Annotated in this window: 14 protein-coding genes; 5 read left to right on the plus strand and 9 right to left on the minus strand. The window is 71.0% G+C overall.

The features are described from left to right. Positions 1-3 precede the first annotated feature (3 nt). Entirely contained in the window at positions 4-1,317 is a 1,314-nt protein-coding gene (locus OG788_RS37885) for a sugar ABC transporter substrate-binding protein (protein ID WP_351545351.1), read from the minus strand. A gap of 169 nt (positions 1,318-1,486) precedes the next feature. Here OG788_RS37885 and OG788_RS37890 point away from each other — a divergent pair, with 169 nt between their 5' ends. Then, on the plus strand, positions 1,487-2,809 hold the full coding sequence (locus OG788_RS37890; RefSeq protein WP_406375497.1) for an ROK family protein: 1,323 nt from the start codon (positions 1,487-1,489) through the stop codon (positions 2,807-2,809). 141 nt (positions 2,810-2,950) lie between these two features. On the opposite strand, the gene OG788_RS37895 is transcribed toward OG788_RS37890, so the two are convergent. From OG788_RS37895 to OG788_RS37910, 4 genes are all read right to left on the minus strand, one after another. Further along, entirely contained in the window at positions 2,951-3,910 is a 960-nt protein-coding gene (locus OG788_RS37895; RefSeq protein ID WP_406375498.1) for an SDR family NAD(P)-dependent oxidoreductase, read from the minus strand. A gap of 456 nt (positions 3,911-4,366) precedes the next feature. Further along, positions 4,367-5,179: an SAM-dependent methyltransferase gene (locus OG788_RS37900; protein WP_351545344.1), complete on the minus strand. Its 813-nt coding sequence runs from the start codon at positions 5,177-5,179 to the stop codon at positions 4,367-4,369. 242 nt (positions 5,180-5,421) lie between these two features. Next, complete coding sequence (locus OG788_RS37905; RefSeq protein ID WP_406375499.1) at positions 5,422-6,090, minus strand: DUF4097 family beta strand repeat-containing protein; 669 nt, start codon at positions 6,088-6,090, stop codon at positions 5,422-5,424. Between the two features lie 301 nt (positions 6,091-6,391). Beyond that, complete coding sequence (locus OG788_RS37910) at positions 6,392-7,429, minus strand: PHP domain-containing protein (protein WP_406375500.1); 1,038 nt, start codon at positions 7,427-7,429, stop codon at positions 6,392-6,394. Positions 7,430-7,676: 247 nt separating this feature from the next. On the opposite strand from OG788_RS37910, the gene OG788_RS37915 reads away from it, so the two are divergent. Beyond that, on the plus strand, positions 7,677-7,913 hold the full coding sequence (locus OG788_RS37915; RefSeq protein WP_351545335.1) for a hypothetical protein: 237 nt from the start codon (positions 7,677-7,679) through the stop codon (positions 7,911-7,913). A 233-nt stretch (positions 7,914-8,146) separates the two neighbouring features. Here OG788_RS37915 and OG788_RS37920 read toward each other — a convergent pair whose 3' ends face one another. Further along, positions 8,147-8,629 carry a hypothetical protein gene (locus OG788_RS37920; protein ID WP_406375501.1) on the minus strand — a complete coding sequence of 161 codons (483 nt, stop codon included), beginning with the start codon at positions 8,627-8,629 and terminating at the stop codon, positions 8,147-8,149. Between the two features lie 525 nt (positions 8,630-9,154). On the opposite strand from OG788_RS37920, the gene OG788_RS37925 reads away from it, so the two are divergent. From OG788_RS37925 to OG788_RS37935, 3 genes are read left to right on the plus strand one after another with little or no spacing between them, the layout of a single operon-like run. Next, positions 9,155-11,908: a GNAT family N-acetyltransferase gene (locus OG788_RS37925; RefSeq protein ID WP_406375502.1), complete on the plus strand. Its 2,754-nt coding sequence runs from the start codon at positions 9,155-9,157 to the stop codon at positions 11,906-11,908. 12 nt (positions 11,909-11,920) lie between these two features. Beyond that, on the plus strand, positions 11,921-12,652 hold the full coding sequence (locus tag OG788_RS37930; RefSeq protein WP_406375503.1) for a CBS domain-containing protein: 732 nt from the start codon (positions 11,921-11,923) through the stop codon (positions 12,650-12,652). Between the two features lie 16 nt (positions 12,653-12,668). After that, positions 12,669-13,178, plus strand: a complete 510-nt coding sequence (locus OG788_RS37935; protein ID WP_406375504.1) for a flavodoxin domain-containing protein — start codon at positions 12,669-12,671, stop codon at positions 13,176-13,178. 197 nt (positions 13,179-13,375) lie between these two features. Here OG788_RS37935 and OG788_RS37940 read toward each other — a convergent pair whose 3' ends face one another. From OG788_RS37940 to OG788_RS37950, 3 genes are all read right to left on the minus strand, one after another. After that, a complete protein-coding gene (locus OG788_RS37940; protein ID WP_406375505.1) occupies positions 13,376-14,080 on the minus strand; it encodes a response regulator in 705 nt (234 codons plus the stop codon). 227 nt (positions 14,081-14,307) lie between these two features. Continuing rightward, on the minus strand, positions 14,308-14,967 hold the full coding sequence (locus OG788_RS37945) for a CBS domain-containing protein (RefSeq protein ID WP_406375506.1): 660 nt from the start codon (positions 14,965-14,967) through the stop codon (positions 14,308-14,310). A 32-nt stretch (positions 14,968-14,999) separates the two neighbouring features. Then, complete coding sequence (locus tag OG788_RS37950) at positions 15,000-15,464, minus strand: cyclic nucleotide-binding domain-containing protein (protein WP_406375507.1); 465 nt, start codon at positions 15,462-15,464, stop codon at positions 15,000-15,002. Positions 15,465-15,625: the final 161 nt, after the last annotated feature.

Below are 15,625 nucleotides of genomic sequence, written 5' to 3' on the forward strand. Positions count from 1 at the left end.
CACTCACTTCTTCGGCATCTGCTGCTGGGCCTTCTCGAGCGCCGCCTTCACCGACGCCGTGGTCACCGCGCGTCCGCCGGCGGCGTCGGCGAACAGGCCCTTGATGGCCGTACCGACCGCGGTCTCGAACTGGGACTCGTCGGCGACCTGCGGCAGCGCGGCCGCGCTCTTGGCCAGGGTGTCCTTGAGGACCGCGTTCGAGGGGGAGTTGAACGCGGCGTCCGTCTGGGCGCCCTTGACCGGCGGGATCGAGGTGTACGCCCCGTTGAGGATCTTCTGCTCGGCGTCACTGGTCATGAACTTCACGAACTTCGCGGCGCCGTCGAGGTTCTTGGTGTTCTTGAACACCGCGAGGTTGATGCCCGCGACCATCGAGTTGACGTTCGTGCCCGTCCCCGGGGTGCCGGACTGCACGGGCACCGGGGCGATGCCGTACGCGTCCTCGCTCATGCCCTGCGACTTGAGGTTGGCGGACGCGGACTGCCACAGCAGCATCGCGTTCTTGCCCTTGGCGAAGTCGCTCACCGACTGGTTCTGCGCGTACTCCGCGTTGCCCGGGGCGATGATCTTGTCCTTCGCCATCAGGTCGACGTACTGCTTGACCGCGGCGACGACTCCGTCGTTGGTGAAGTCGGCCGCGCCGTCGGCGGTGAAGAAGTCGGCCCCGTGCTGCTTGGCGAAGACGAACGCGTGGTGGATGTTCTCCGAGGCGTTCGAGCCCTCCGCGCCGATGCCCCACTTACCGCCCTTGGAGAGCTTCTTGCCGTCGGCGATCAGCTCGTCCCAGGTGGCCGGCGGGTTGGCGATGCCGGCGTCGGCGAACATCTTCTTGTTGTAGTAGAGCGCGTACGCCATCGAGTACAGCGGCACCGCGGCGGGGTCCTTGCCCTCGGCACCCGTCGAACCGAGCGCGGAGTCGACGAAACGGTCCTTGCCGCCGATCTTGGCGAAGTTCTTCGCGTCCCACGGCAGCAGCGCGCCGGTGGCCTGGAGCGAGGCGCTCCAGGTGTTGCCTATGTTGAGGACGTCGGGGCCCTGACCCGACGTGGTGGCGGTGAGGATCCGGTTCAGCAGGTCGGACCAGGGGACGACCTCCAGCTTCACCTTGATGCCGGTCTGCTTCTCGAACTTCTTGAGTTCGGGCGCGAGGACCTTCTTGTCGATCTCGATGCTGGCACCCTGGTTGGACGCCCAATAGGTCAGCGTCTTCGGCGAGTCGTTGGACCCGCCGTTCGACGAGCCGCCGCCACAGGCGGTCGCGGCGGTCAGCAGTGAGATGGTGACCGCACCTGCGGCCGCGGCTCGGATTCTGCGCATGGCTGCTTTTGTCCCTTTCCCGGAGGGAGCGCATGAGGAGCGCCCGCGTTCACTTCCCGAACGATCCTCATGGCTTAATTTAGGACGTGAGTTAAGACCCGGAAGAAAGTCGCGTCAAGGGATCGCGCAGGGGTATCTTGCAGGTCGGGCAGGCCGGAAGGGACATCACATGGCGGGGCGGAACGGTCGGACAGTGCGTGACCTGCGGCGGGGCAATCGCACCGCCGTACTACAACGGTTGTATTTCGACGGGCCGATGAGCCGCTACGAGCTCGGTCCCGCCACCGGACTGAGTTCCGGATCCATCAGCAACGTGGTCGCCGAACTCGTCGCCGACGGCCTCGTCGAGGAGGCGGGCAGCGTCGACTCCGACGGAGGCCGCCCCCGCACCCTGCTGCGCGTGGTGCCCGGCAGCGGCCACATGATCGGCGTCGACGTCGGCGAAACCCGCGTCCGCATCGAGCTGTTCGACCTGACCCTGACCGAACTCGCCCGCGCCGAAAGACCGTTGGAACGCCAGGGCTATGAGGCCGACCGCCCGCTCAGGCGCCAGGAGTACGACGTCGACGTCATCGTCGGCCACATCCGCGACGGCATCGCCGAGGTCCTCGCCGAGGCGGACATCGCCCCCGACCAGCTCCTCGGAGTGGGCATCGGCGTGCCCGGCATCGTCGCCCGCACCCCCGAACGCGGCGCGGTCGTACACGGCCAGACCATCGGCTGGGACGCCGTCCCGCTGGAATCCCTGCTCCGCTCCGCCTGCGAACTCCCCGACACCGTCCCCTACTTCGCGGACAACGGCGCCCGGACCCTCGGCCAGGCCGAGATGTGGTTCGGCGCGGGACGCGGCGCCCGCAACGCGGTGGTCGTCCTCTTCGGCTCCGGCGTCGGCGCGTGTCTGGTCACCGAGGAGGTGGAGAACGGCCGGTCCGTCGAATGGGGGCATCTGACCGTACGGGTCAGGGGCCGCCGCTGCCGCTGCGGCGCTCTCGGCTGCCTGGAAGCCTACGCGGGTGCGGAGGCGCTCCTGGACCGCTGGCGCGAGGAGGGCGGACGGCCCCCGGAGGGCACCGACGAGGAGACCGCGCTCACCGCGATGCTCGCGGCCGCCTACCCACCCGACGGCACCGAGGCCGATCCCATCGCGCTCGCCGTCCTGGAGGAGACCGCCGAGTACCTGGGCGCCGGACTCTCCGACCTGATCAACCTCTTCCAGCCCGAGCGCATCCTCATCGGCGGCTGGGCCGGCCTCCAGCTCGGCTCCCGGTTCCTGCCCGCCGTACGCCGCTACGCCTCCTCGTACGCCCTGCGCTACCCCGCCGAGCGGGTCACCGTGGACCTCGGCCGCCTCGGCCCCGACGCCGTCACGGTGGGCGCCGCGATCCTGCCGCTGGCCGACTTCTTCACCCGCGGCGGCAGGCGCGCGGAACCCGCGCCGACGGGCCCCTCCCCGGCATGGCGCACGGCCCTCCAGGAGCGTGCGCCGCACTGACGGGGTGGGGCCGAGCGCCGTACTGGACGCCGCTGCCTGACCCGGCACGGGGTCGGGCGGGTGGCCCGGGAGGGCGATGCCGAGCCGGCCGTCTGCCTCGCGAGACCGCGGCGGCCACGGACGCGGCGTCCGCCGCGCGGCTCACGCGAAGGCGTTCACCCCGGTCAGCTCCGCCGACAGGTCCCACAGCCGGGCGGCCTCGCCGGGGTCGGTCGCGTAGGCGCGTACGCCGGTCCGGGCCCCGTCCGCCGGAGCGGGCTCGGCGATGTCGCAGTCCTCGCAGTACACCCCGCCCAGACCGGCCAGCTGCGGCGAGGTCGCGGCCCACACCTGGGTGGCCGCGCCCTGCTCGGGCGTCTTGAAGCCCTCGGGGTTCAGCGGCTCGCCGTTCTCGTCGATCCAGCCGCGCTCGACCATCTCCTCCTTGGGCAGGTGCCGCTGGAGCGGGGTGAGGATGCCGCCGGGGTGCAGCGAGAAGGCCCGTACGCCGGACTCCCGGCCGCGCCGGTCGAGCTCCACGGCGAACAGCACGTTCGCCGTCTTCGCCTGCCCGTACGCCTCCCACTTGTCGTACCCGCTGCGCCAGTGCACGTCGTCCCAGCGGATGCCGGAGTAGTGGTGGCCTGCGGAGGACACGGACACGACCCGTGCTCCGCCCGGCTCGATCGCCGGCCAGAGCCGGTTGACCAGCGCGTAGTGGCCGAGGTGATTGGTCGCGAACTGGGCTTCCCAGCCGGGGCCGACACGGGTCTCCGGGCAGGCCATGACGCCGGCGCTGTTGATGACGATGTCGATGACGCGGCCCGAGGCGAGGAACCGCTCGGCGAAGGCGCGCACGCTCTCCAGATCGCCGAGGTCGAGCTCGTCGGTCTCCGCTCCGGAGATGCCCTCCAGCGCCTCGCGCGCGGTCGCCGGGCGCCGTGCCGGCACCACGACCCGGGCGCCCGCCGCGGCCAGTGCCCGGGTCGTCTCCAGGCCGAGGCCCGAGTAGCCGCCCGTGACGATCGCGAGCTTGCCGGAGAGGTCGATTCCGTGGAGGACGTCGTCGGCGGTGCTCCGGGCGCCGAAGCCCGAACCGATCTTGTGCTGTGCAGTGCTCATGCCTGGAACGCTACGAATTGGAGCGGACTCGAAGTCAAGCGGACACGAGGCCGCCCGGACACGAGACCACCCGGACACGAGACCGCCCGGACACGGCTGTCCGGGCGGGCGGTCGGCCGGGGAGCCGCTTCGGGGAAGGGAAAGGCCCCGACCGGATGGGGGAATCTCGGTCGGGGCCGTCTGTGGTGGGCACGGATGGCGGTCGCCTCTCGGCGAAACGCTCCACAGGGCTTCAGCCGAACGATCGTCCCTGTGGGCAAAAGGTGAGGCCCGGGGACACTGTCCCATCCGCACCCACGGGTGGTTCAACGGGCAACTACCTATCAGTGTTCCCCGGGAGAACGCCATCGGCGGTGACGTGCGTCACGGTGCCCTGCCGCCTGCCGCCTGCCGCCTGCCGCCTGCCGCCTGCCTGCGGGGTGGGCAGGCTCGGACCCGGATTCGGCCCCGACGAGGTCAGGGCTTCACCGCGACCGCTCCGAACTGCGGAACAGTGGGTGCGGAACCGGGCTCGGAGCGCCACTGCGAGCACGAGACCAGGCCCGGGGTGACGAACTCCAGGCCGTCGAAGAACGCCTCGATCTCCGCGCGGGTGCGGGCGGTGATCGGAGGGGTGGCGTTCTCGTTCCAGAACTTCATCGCCTCGATGTTGCCCTCGCCGCCGAGGTCGGCGTCGGTGGTCGGGTGGGTCAGGACGAGGAAGCTGCCCGAGGGGGCCGCCGCCATGATTCGGCGCACGATGTCCTGTGCCTCCTTCGTGTCGAGGACGAAGTTGAGGATGCCGAGCATCATGACCGCGACGGGCCGGCCGAGGTCGAGCGTCGCCGCGGCGCCCTCGACGATGGCGTCCGGGTGGTGGACGTCGGCGTCGATGTAGTCGGTGGTGCCCTCGGGCGTGCTGGTCAGCAGCGTGCGGGCGTGGACCAGCACGATCGGGTCGTTGTCGACGTACACGATCCGCGACTCGGGGGCGATCCGCTGCGCGATCTCATGGGTGTTGTCCAGGGTCGGCAGTCCGGTGCCTATGTCCAGGAACTGCCGCACCCCCCGGTCGGCGGTCAGGTGGTGGACGGCACGGCCGAGGAAGTCGCGGTCCGCGCGGGCCACTTCGCGGATGATCGGGAACATGGACGCGACCTGATCCCCGACCGCCTGGTCGATCGCGTAGTTGTCCTTTCCGCCGATCCAGTAGTTCCAGACCCGCGCGTTGTGCGCCACGCTGGTGTCCAGCCTCGGTGACTCGCCTGACGGGCGCCGGCTCTCGCTCACGACTTCGTCTCCTCCCTGTGCGCCCACGCTGTCTTCGGGGCGGGTACGGCCGCCGACGTGGCGACGGACCGTCGCCGTCATTGTGCCGCCCGTTGATCACCACGTCCGGTGAATCGACTTGCCGACCGGAGACGGCCGACTTGGTGATCCCGCACCGTGGAACGATCTGCCGAATCGTCAAATGCGCTTGTGGCGCGGTCTGTTCGCCGCCGCCTCGACCGAGTTGGCGATGCTGGTGCTCCTTACAGGCTGCGGGCGGTGATGTCGCCGTAGGCGGTCGTCGCGCGGATGGTCAGGTCGGGGGTGCCGTCCGTGTTCTTGAGCGCGTTGTGGATCCGGCCGTGGCTGGTGCCGACGTCGAGGGACGCGGAGACTCCGTGGGCGGCGCCGATGGAGATGTCGCCGTGTTCGGTGCGCAGGGCGACCGTGCCGCGTACGGCCTCGGTGATGTTCAGGTCGCCCTTCTGGGTGCTGATCTCCGCGGGGCCGCCCAGGCGGCCGACCGAGATGTCACCGGCGAGGAGGGTGAGGCGGGTGCTCGCGGTCTCGTCGAGCGCGACGGAGCCCTGAGCGCCCTCGAAGGTGACGTCGCCGAGCCGCCCGACGCTCCGGAACTCTGCGACGGCCGCCTTCGCCTCGACCCGGGAACCGGCGGGCAGTTGGACCGTCACCGCGACGGACCCGGAAGTGCCGAGGATCCGGTTCTTCGCCTCGGGGGCCTCGATCCGCAGAACGCCGCCGTCGTACGTGACCTCGATCCGCTCCGCGGCCTTCACGTCGCGGCCCTTCGAGGCGTCCGCGGGCAGGACCTCGACGGTGGTGTCGGCGCGGTCGGCGGCGACGAACCGGATCTGTCCCGCGGGGATGTCGAGGACGGCGGAGATCGGGGCGGTGGTGTCGAACTTCTGCATCGTGCTCTCCTTCTTCTGCCGCGTACGCTTCTGCGGCCCGTGTTTCTTATGAAGGAAACGCTACGTTGCATTCATCGATTCGACAACATACTTGTTGTGCAATCTTGCTATATACGCAGGTAGTTGCATGGATATCGTTGCAATGACTCTGGAGCTAACGCAACGAACGTGAGTCGCACGTTGCAATGAACAGGGAGTGAACGCTCTGGCGGAGACTCAGAGGGACGCGATGGGGGCCGCGATGGAGGCCGTGCCGAACGCCGCGAAGGCGGGCTCGATGCTGCCCGCCGCCCGCTCCGTCTCAGCGGCCGCGCGCGCCGCTTGGTGTCTCCCGGGTCCTCGCCCAGGTGAGCAGGTCGTCCAGGGGCCACGTGGTGATGACGCGTTCGGCGGGCACGTCGCATTCCTCGGCTCGCGCGCAGCCGTAGATCTGCCAGTCCAATTGCCCGGGAGCGTGCGCGTCGGTGTCCAGGGAGAACAGGACGCCCGCGTCGACCGCCCTGCGCAGGAGCCGGCGTGGCGGGTCGAGGCGCTCCGGACGGCTGTTGATCTCGACGGCCGTGCCGGTCTCGGCGCAGGCCGCGAAGACCGCGTCCGCGTCGAACGCGGACTCGGGCCGGCCACGTCCGCTGATCAGTCGCCCGGTGCAGTGCCCGAGCACGTCCGAGAGCGGATTGCGTACGGCGGCGACCATCCGTCGGGTCATCGGCCTCGCGTCCATGCGCAGCTTGGAGTGGACGGACACGACCACCACGTCCAGCTGTTCCAGCAACTCCGGCTCCTGGTCGAGCGATCCGTCGTCGAGGATGTCGCACTCGATCCCGGTGAGCAGCCGGAAGGGGGCCCAGCGTTCGTTCAGGTCCGCGACGACCGCCAGTTGCTCACGCAGCCGTTCCGGCGACAGGCCGCTCGCCACCGTCAGCCGGGGCGAGTGGTCGGTGAGTACCGCCCACTCGTGACCCAGCGCTGCCGCCGTACGCCCCATCTGCTCGATCGGGCTGCCTCCGTCCGACCAGTCGGAGTGCAGATGGCAGTCCCCGCGCAGCAGCGCCCGCAGACTTTCTCCGCCGTCGGCGAGCGGACCCCCGGCCTCCCGCTCGACCTTCTCCAGGTACCCGGGCACCTCACCGGCCAGCGCCTCCCGCACCACCTGCGCGGTCTTCGGGCCGATGCCCTTGAGGGACTCCAGCGCCCCGGTCGCCGCGCGCTCGCGCACCTCGTCCGCGGGCATCCCGGCGAGCAGGGCCTGCGCGGTACGGAAGGCCCGTACGCGATAGGTGGGGGCCAGACTCCGCTCCAGCAGGAACGCGATCCGGTCCAGGGCCTCGACGGGGTCCATCGGCATTCCTCCCTGCGGTCACGTCGGCCGCCGCGCGCTCCCCCCAGCGTTGCCCAGCCGCCGCCGGACCGCACGGCGGATGCTCGGCGGGCGGTGATGCGGTGGCTCTCCGGGCGGGCGCGGCGGGCGGCTCACCCACCTGGGCGAACCCGGGGATCTCCGCTGTTCCGCCGCGTGCCGGGCGGCGCGGGCGGGAGGCTCCCGGTGCTCCGCCGCTGACCCGCGAGAACCGCTTTACGCTCTAGCCATGACCGAAAGCGCGAGCCCTCACATCTCTCACCCACGGATCATGGTGCTCGGGGTGCAACCGGGCACGCCGCCGTTCCGGATCATGGAGATCGACGGCGAGATGGTCGGGGAGGCGAAGGCGATCACGGACGTCCTGGAGTACGCGGCGGCGTACGGCATCACCGTCCACGACCTCGACGACCCCGACGTGGTCCGCTGGGTGGGCGGCGACAAACTCACCTGGCAGCCGCGCTGACGCAGCCCGGCCCCGGTCTGCGCCGATTCCAGGGTCCGCGCCGGCCGCGGAATCCGCTTCGGTCGCGGAATCCGCGCCGGGTCCGCGTTGTGCCGGGTCCGGATCCTGTAAGCCGGTTCCCCGGAATCCGCCGTCGGCGTTCGGAGCCCGTGCCGGTTCGGCGGCGGGGCCCTGGGCGCGTCGCCGCTCCTGCCCTGCCCAAGGGAGCCGTGCGGCGCCTTCCGCGGTTGTCGCTACATGCCCGCCGCCGGGTCGCCGTCGCCGAGGCCGATCCACCAGTCTCCGTCATCCTTGACCAGCAGCAGCTCCTGCCGTTGGCCGGTCTCCTGGTACGTCACCGTCACCGGGTTGAAGTAGTCGACGGCCCCCTCCAGCACAGTGACTTCGACGTGCCCGCCCGCGGCTTCGCCGTACGCGCGCACGTACTCGGCCGAGGCCTGCCCGGGCTCCTTGTACGCGGGCCCGGCGAGCTGGGCAATTCCCTTCGCGTCGCCGTCCTTGAGCCGCTGCACATAGATCCGGACGAGGGTGTCGACGTCGTCGGCCGTCTCCTGTACGTCGGGGTACTCGGACCTCTCGGCGCGCACGGTCACGTCGACCTCGGGCGAGTCGGCCAGGGCGTAGGGTGCCCGGAACCAGTTCCACCACACGGCCGCGCCGAGCCCGACAGCAACGACGAGTACGCCGCCGACCAGCAGGATGACCCTCTTCTTCATACGCACCTTCCCATCAGTACCAGTTGGGCTTGACGCGGATGATCGAGCAGTCGGTTCCCTTGCCGGACCCGTCACGTACTCGCTGTGCGGAGAAGTCGCGCATGGGCAGGTGCTCGGAAGCGTCCTGCGGTCCGAGGGCGGCGGACGGAATGCCGGCACCGTCGTCCTTCTTCCGTCTCGCGCGGGGCGGTCATGGTCAGCCGCGCGCCCTCGAGCTGAGCGGCTTCCACGAGGTCGTTCATGACGCCGGAGGAGGTGCGATGACTGGTGCGGATCTCCTCACACTGCAGAAGGGCGAGAGGTTGCCAAGGGGCCGACCGGCCCCATGCCTCGGGCCGGGTGGGCACGGGGAGATGTACGGACTGAGCGGACGGGGCGGTCGCACCGCGCGAGTGTGAGGCCGGACTTCGAACGGACGCCGAGATCGGGGCCGATCGGCCCATGCGGTGCACCCGGTCAGCCTCTGGGGCCTGCCCCGGGATCGCTGGATGCTCGAAGGGCCGACAGGTTTCGAGGAGGCCCGTGATGACGGACGACGACCACGACCGCCCCCTGGTCCACGCGCTGCTCCAGGACGGCACGACCGTGTGCATACGCTCCGTGCGCCCCGGTGACCACGAGCAACTGCGCGGCCTGTACGAGGAGATGTCCCCGGAGAACCTCCGGCTGCGCTTCTTCTCCATGAGCCGACGCTCGGCCGAGATGGCCGCAGACCGGGCGTGCGCCCCGTCGCGGCCCGGCTACCGGGCGCTGCTCGCCGAGACGCAGGGCCAGGTCATCGGTCTCGCCGAGTACGACACCGGTGGTGCGACGAGCGGTGAGACCGGTGGCGGGAGTGGCGGCGGGACCGGAGGCGAGACCGGTGAGGATCGCGGCACGGCCGAGATCTCCATCGCGGTCGCCGACGGTCTGCACCACCGCGGCGTCGGCACCCTGCTCGTCGAACACCTGGTCTCCGCCGCCCGCGCGGACGGCGTCCGCACGTTCACCGCCGACGCCCTGTCCGAGAACCACGAGGTGCTGCGGCTCTTCGCCGACCTCGGCCTGCGCACCTCCCGGCACTTCGAGGGCCCCGAAGTGCGCTGCACCATCGAACTCGACGAGGACGACACCTACCTCGCGGCCGTCGAGACACGCGGCCGGGGCGCCGACGTGGCGAGCCTGGAGCCGTTGCTGCGCCCCGACGCCGTGGTCGTGATCGGCGCGGGACGCCGGCCCGGATCGGTGGGCCGGGCCCTCCTGCACCATCTCCAGGAAGGCGGCTTCACCCGGCGCCTGTTCGCCGTGAACCCCTCCGCGACCTCGGTCCTCGGTATGCGGTCCTACCCCTCGGTCAGCGCCCTGCCCAGGATTCCCGACCTCGCGGTCCTCGCGATACCGGCCGCCGCGGTGCCCGCCACCGCCGAGGAGTGCGGCAAGGCCGGCGTACGGGCGCTGCTGGTGGTGACGGCCGGGCTGGACGCCGGCCAGGCCGAGGGGCTGCTGGGCGCGTGCCGCACGTACGGCATGCGACTGGTCGGCCCGAACTGCCTCGGTGTCTCCAACACCGACCCGGAACTGGGCCTCGACGCCACGTTCGCGGCCGCCCATCCGCGCCCCGGCACAGCCGGCGTCGCCGTGCAGTCGGGCGGCGTCGGCATCGCCCTGCTCGACGGGCTGTCCCGGCTCGGTATCGGCGTCTCGTCCTTCGCCTCGCTGGGCGACAAGTACGACGTCAGCGGCAACGACATGCTCCAGTGGTGGGAGTCCGACGGCCGCACCGACCTCGCCCTGCTGCACCTCGAGTCGTTCGGCAACCCCCGCGCGTTCTCCCGTACCGCCCGCCGCGTGACCCGCCGAATGCCCGTACTCACGGTCGACGCGGGCCGCACCGACGCGGGCCGCCGTGCGGCCGCCTCGCACACCGCGGCCGCCGCCACCCGGACCATGACCCGGCAGGCCCTGTTCACCCAGGCCGGCATCACCGCCACCCGCTCGGTGGGTGAACTCCTCGAAACCGCGGCCCTGCTGTACGCCCAGCCGCTGCCGTCCGGCAGCCGCGTCGCGATCGTCACCAACGCGGGCGGAGCGGGCGTCCTCGCCGCCGACGCCTGCGCGGAGGCCGGACTTGCCCTGCCGACGCCTACCGCCGAGCTGGCCGACGACCTGCTCTCCGTGCTGCCGGACGGCGCCGCCGTGGGCAACCCCGTGGACGCCACCGCCGCCGTCACGGAGGAACAGCTCTGGGAGTGCGTGGAACGGGTCGCCCGGCACCCGGGCTTCGACGCCGTCCTCGTGGCGCTCGTCCCCACCGCCGTCGCCACGGCGACCGGCGACGACCTCGTCCGGGCGCTCACCGACGGGTCCGCTCGCCATGAACGTCCGGTCGCCGTCGTACGACTGGAGCAGGCACTGCCGGTCGAGCTGCTGCCCGCCGTGGACGGCGGCACCGTCCCGTCGTACGCCGAACCGGGCGCGGCGGCAGGGGCGTTGGCCCACGCCGCGCATCGTGCGGCCTGGCTGAGCCGGCCCGCCGGAATCGTCCCGGACCTCGCGGACGTCGACACCGGGCGCGCCCGGACGGTCGCCGAGAACTTCCTTCTCGCGCACCCCGACGGCGGCTGGCTCGACCCCCGCACCTGCTGCGAACTGCTCGACTGCTACAGCATTCCGCAACTCGACTGGGCCTGGGCCGAGACCGAGGACGACGCCGTCATCGCCGCCGAACGGCTGCGCGGACCCGACGGCCGCGTCGTCATGAAGGCCCACTGGCCCGGCCTGCTCCACAAGACCGAACAGGGCGCCGTACACCTCGACCTCCAGGGCGACGCCCAAGTCCGCGCCGCCTTCCGCGACTTCGAGACCAGGTTCGGCGGACTCCTGACGGGAGCGGTCGTCCAGCCGCTCGCCGCACGCGGCACCGAACTGTTCGCCGGGGTCGTCCAGGACGAGGTCTTCGGACCCCTCGTGCTGTTCGGCCTGGGCGGCACGGCGACGGAGGTGCTGGCCGACCACGCGGCCCGCCTCGCCCCTCTGACCGACCACGACGTCCACGACCTGATCACCTCACCGCGCTGCGCGCCCCTGCTCTTCGGTGCGCACGGCGGCGGACCGGTGGACCTCGAAGGTCTGGAACAGGTGCTGCTGCGCCTGTCCCGCATGGCGAGTGATCTCCCCCAGCTCGCCGAGGCCGACTTCAACCCCGTCCTCGCGACCCCCGGCGCGGTCAGCGTGCTCGACGCACGCGTCCGCCTGCTGCCACGCCGAGCCCAGGACCCCTATCTGCGCCGACTGCGCTGAGGAGGAACGAACATGAAGCACGACAAGGTCGGATCCGTGATGACGACGGAGGTCGTCCGGGCACCGTACGGCGCCCCGTTCAAAGAGGTGGCACGGCTTCTCGCCGGGCACCGCATCAGCGGGCTGCCGGTCGTCGACGAGGATGAGAAGGTCATCGGGGTCGTCTCCGAGTCCGACCTGCTGGCCCGCCAGGCGGAGACCCCTGACCCGTACGCGCCGAAGCGCCGCTTCCGGCTCCTGCCGCCGACCCGCGGAGCCCGGCGGCAGGCGGCCAAGGCACGGGCGCGTACGGCTGGACAACTGATGTCCGTACCGCCTGTGACCGTGTACGCGGAGAACACCATCGCCGAGGCCGCCCGGACCATGGCGCAGAACCGGGTGGAGCGGCTGCCCGTGGTGGACGAGGAGGACCGGCTCGTCGGCATCGTGACCCGCCGCGACCTGCTCCAGGTCTTCCTGCGTCCGGACCGGGAGATCCGCTCCGAGGTGATCGACGAGGTCCTGGTGCGGTCGCTGTGGCTGACACCGCAGACCGTGACGGTGACCGTCCATCAGGGGGTGATCACGCTCGACGGTCACGTGGAGCGCCGGAGCGAGGCGGAGATCGCGGTCTCCATGAGCCGCCGCATCGACGGGGCCGTCGGTGTCGTCGACAAACTCACCTATCGCTTCGACGACGCGCACCTGCGCCCCGACGGCCCGGCCGTGCACGGCGTCACCGAAGACTGGCTGCGCAAGCTGTGAGAGGAGGCGCACCACCATGCCGAACAACGTTCTGGTCGCCTATGGATCGACCAACGGATCCACGGCGCGGATCGCGGAGACCGTCGCCGAGGTGCTGTGCAAGGAGGGGATGTCCGCCGAGGCGCTGCCCGCCGGCTCCGTGACGAGCGTCGAGCCGTACGACGCCGTGGTGGTCGGCGGTGGTCTGTACGCCGGGCGCTGGCACAGGGACGCTCGCCGCTTCGTACGGCGGCACCGCCGCGCGCTGGCAGGGCTGCCGTTGTGGTTCTTCAGCAGTGGCCCGCTGGACGCGTCCGCCTCGGAACGGGACATCCCGCCCGTGCCGGGCGTGAAGCGGGCGATGGACCGGCTCGACGTGACGGAACACGTGACGTTCGGCGGGTGCCTGGAAGAGGGGGCGAAGGGATTCATCGCCCGGAAGATCGTCTCCTCCGGCAAGGGCGGCGACTTCCGTGACTTCGAGCAGATCGAGGGGTGGGCGGCCGGTATCCGCGCCGAGTTGACGTCGAAGGGCCAAGAGGGCTGACTCCCCACGTCGCCGGACGTCGTGGCCGGGCGAACCTCGCCCGGCCACGAACTGGCGCAGCTCACCTGCCGCCGCCCTCGCCGGGACCCTGACGCACGGCGAACGCGAGGAGAGCGGCGGCACACGGCTGGAGCGACGGGTGCACGCATCGCCGGACGGGGTCCGAACAGCAGGTCGACCGTCAGCCGGTCGCGAGTTCAGCGCGTGGGGTGCTGGTCCCTCGTATCGGGGTGTTCGAGGTGGTTGGCCATCACCGCGGCCTGGACACGGCGCTGGACGCCGAGTTTGGCCAGCAGCCGGGAGATGTGGTTCTTCACCGTCTTCTCGGACAGGTAGAGCTTCTTGCCGATCTCGCGGTTGGTGAGTCCGTCCCCGATCAGCGCGAGGATGTCCCGTTCACGCGGCGAGAGACTGGCGAGTTCGGGCGAGAGGGCCGGCTCCTCGGCGGGGTCCGTGCGCAGCTTGCGCATGAGCCGGGCGGTCGTCGTGGGGTCCAGCATCGACTGGCCCGACGCGACGGTGCGGACCGCCGAGACCAGATCGGATCCCTTGATCTGCTTCAGCACATAGCCCGACGCGCCGGCCATGATCGCGTCGAGCAGGGCTTCCTCGTCGTCGAACGACGTCAGCATCAGACAGGACAGCTCGGGCATCTGGCTGCGCAGTTCCCGGCAGACGCTGATGCCGTCGCCGTCCGGCAGCCGTACGTCGAGGACGGCCACGTCCGGGCGCAGCGCCGGGCCGCGCACCAGGGCGTGCTCGACGTTGCCCGCGTCGCCCACCACCGAGATGTCCGGCTCCGCGTCCAGGAGATCCGTCAGACCGCGGCGCACCACCTCGTGGTCGTCCAGCAGGAAGACCCGGATCGGGTTCTGCTCGGAGAAGGTACCCGCCTCGGCCATGACGACCCCTCGTTCAGTGATGGTTGACCACGGACCGTGAGCCCGCTGAGGCCGATCATCACCCTTCGGGCCCGGATGCACCAGGGCCGACCGGGCCCGTTCGAGTCCAGTCCGGTACCGCGTTGATCCTTCGGGGGCCAGCCGGCCTTGAGCGGAGTGCTGTATCACGATGGCGGAGCAGGACCCTCAAGGTCCGACACGACGGCGCACCGGCGGCAGCCGTCTCATCACTCCTGATGGTGGTCCGGGCCGGTGAGGTCGAAGCCGACGTCCACCACTCCTTCGACGGCCCGCACCAGACGGGCGGCCACCGGCACCAGCGAGGTGTCGCGGACGCGTCCGGAGAGGGTGACGACACCGTTCCGCACTTCGACGCGGACTGACGACGGCGACCCGTGGAAGAGGTAGGACACGATCTCCCTGCGGACCTCCTCGGCGATCTCCCCGTCACTGCGCAGAAACACCTTGAGGAGGTCGCCGCGGCTGACGACTCCCTCGAGGCCGCCGAGGTCGTCGACGACGGGCAGCCGCTTGACCTTGGCGTGCGCCATGACGCGGGCGGCCTGCGCGAGGGTCGCGTTCGCGTGCACGGTGACGGCCGGCGACGTCATCAGCTCCTCGGCCGTCACCCCGCCGGCCTTGGCGAGATCGGTCAGCCGCCGCTGCTGCGTGTACCGGTCGGGGTCGCCGTCGCGGAACTCCTCCTTGGGCAGCAGGTCGGCTTCGGAGACGACTCCGATCACCCGGCTCTCGCCCTCCAGGACGGGCAGGGCACTGACCTTCCACTGCTCCATCAGCGCCACGATCTCCTTGAAACCGGCCCCGCGGCCGATGGCGGCGACGGTATGGGTCATCACGTCGCTCACGATGTGCGGACTGCCGTGCACGGTGGCTCCTCGGTAGGTTCCGGAAACGTCGGTCAGCGGGGGTCGCCGCTGCCGTAGGGCGCGTACAGGTCGAGCAGCCGGGTCCGGGTCGACTGGAGCCGGTGGGCGACGACCGCACCGGTCCACTGAGCCACGGCGATGCCGAATTCGGGATCGGCCCGGCACATCCCCCTGACCGTCTCCGCGTCGAATTCATAGGCACGTACCGGGCTGGTCGCCTTTGCGCCCAGATGCCAGGTGTGCGGGTGGAACAGCCAGGACCAGCCGACGAGTTCGTTGTGCCCGAGGATCTCGACGACGGCCGCGCGGCGGCCCGGAACCCGCAGGTCGAGGGCCACCGTGCCGGTCCGGATGATCCAGAACCGGTCGGCGTGCCGGCCTTCCCCGAACAGCCGGGCGCCCGCGGGGAACGACACCTCGCGGGCCACCTGCATCAGCCGGTCCCGGTGCTCGGCGGGCAGCGCCCGCAGCATGGTGGACCTGGTGGAAGTGTTCATGATCTGCCTCTTCCTGGCGCGTGACCCTCCCACCCCCAATCTCTTCCCGCCCCCGGCAGGACACCATGGGCCACCCGGCCCCCGCTGCGGGCCACATGTCATCGGCCGGAGCCGTTCGGCCCGGCGGAAGGTACTGCCTGGCCCCAGCGCACGGGTCCCGC

This window comes from Streptomyces sp. NBC_00647 (genome assembly GCF_045207245.1).
Classification (GTDB): domain Bacteria; phylum Actinomycetota; class Actinomycetes; order Streptomycetales; family Streptomycetaceae; genus Streptomyces.

Excerpts from the sequence above, each read along its gene's own strand:
- OG788_RS37930 (WP_406375503.1), top strand. The coding sequence starts at position 11,921 with ATGAAGCACGACAAGGTCGGATCCGTGATGACGACGGAGGTCGTCCGG.
- OG788_RS37885 (WP_351545351.1), bottom strand. The coding sequence starts at position 1,317 with ATGCGCAGAATCCGAGCCGCGGCCGCAGGTGCGGTCACCATCTCACTG.
- OG788_RS37920 (WP_406375501.1), bottom strand. The coding sequence starts at position 8,629 with ATGAAGAAGAGGGTCATCCTGCTGGTCGGCGGCGTACTCGTCGTTGCT.
- OG788_RS37915 (WP_351545335.1), top strand. The coding sequence starts at position 7,677 with ATGACCGAAAGCGCGAGCCCTCACATCTCTCACCCACGGATCATGGTG.
- OG788_RS37910 (WP_406375500.1), bottom strand. The coding sequence starts at position 7,429 with ATGGACCCCGTCGAGGCCCTGGACCGGATCGCGTTCCTGCTGGAGCGG.
- OG788_RS37935 (WP_406375504.1), top strand. The coding sequence starts at position 12,669 with ATGCCGAACAACGTTCTGGTCGCCTATGGATCGACCAACGGATCCACG.
- OG788_RS37905 (WP_406375499.1), bottom strand. The coding sequence starts at position 6,090 with ATGCAGAAGTTCGACACCACCGCCCCGATCTCCGCCGTCCTCGACATC.
- OG788_RS37925 (WP_406375502.1), top strand. The coding sequence starts at position 9,155 with ATGACGGACGACGACCACGACCGCCCCCTGGTCCACGCGCTGCTCCAG.
- OG788_RS37895 (WP_406375498.1), bottom strand. The coding sequence starts at position 3,910 with ATGAGCACTGCACAGCACAAGATCGGTTCGGGCTTCGGCGCCCGGAGC.
- OG788_RS37940 (WP_406375505.1), bottom strand. The coding sequence starts at position 14,080 with ATGGCCGAGGCGGGTACCTTCTCCGAGCAGAACCCGATCCGGGTCTTC.
- OG788_RS37890 (WP_406375497.1), top strand. The coding sequence starts at position 1,487 with ATGGCGGGGCGGAACGGTCGGACAGTGCGTGACCTGCGGCGGGGCAAT.
- OG788_RS37950 (WP_406375507.1), bottom strand. The coding sequence starts at position 15,464 with ATGAACACTTCCACCAGGTCCACCATGCTGCGGGCGCTGCCCGCCGAG.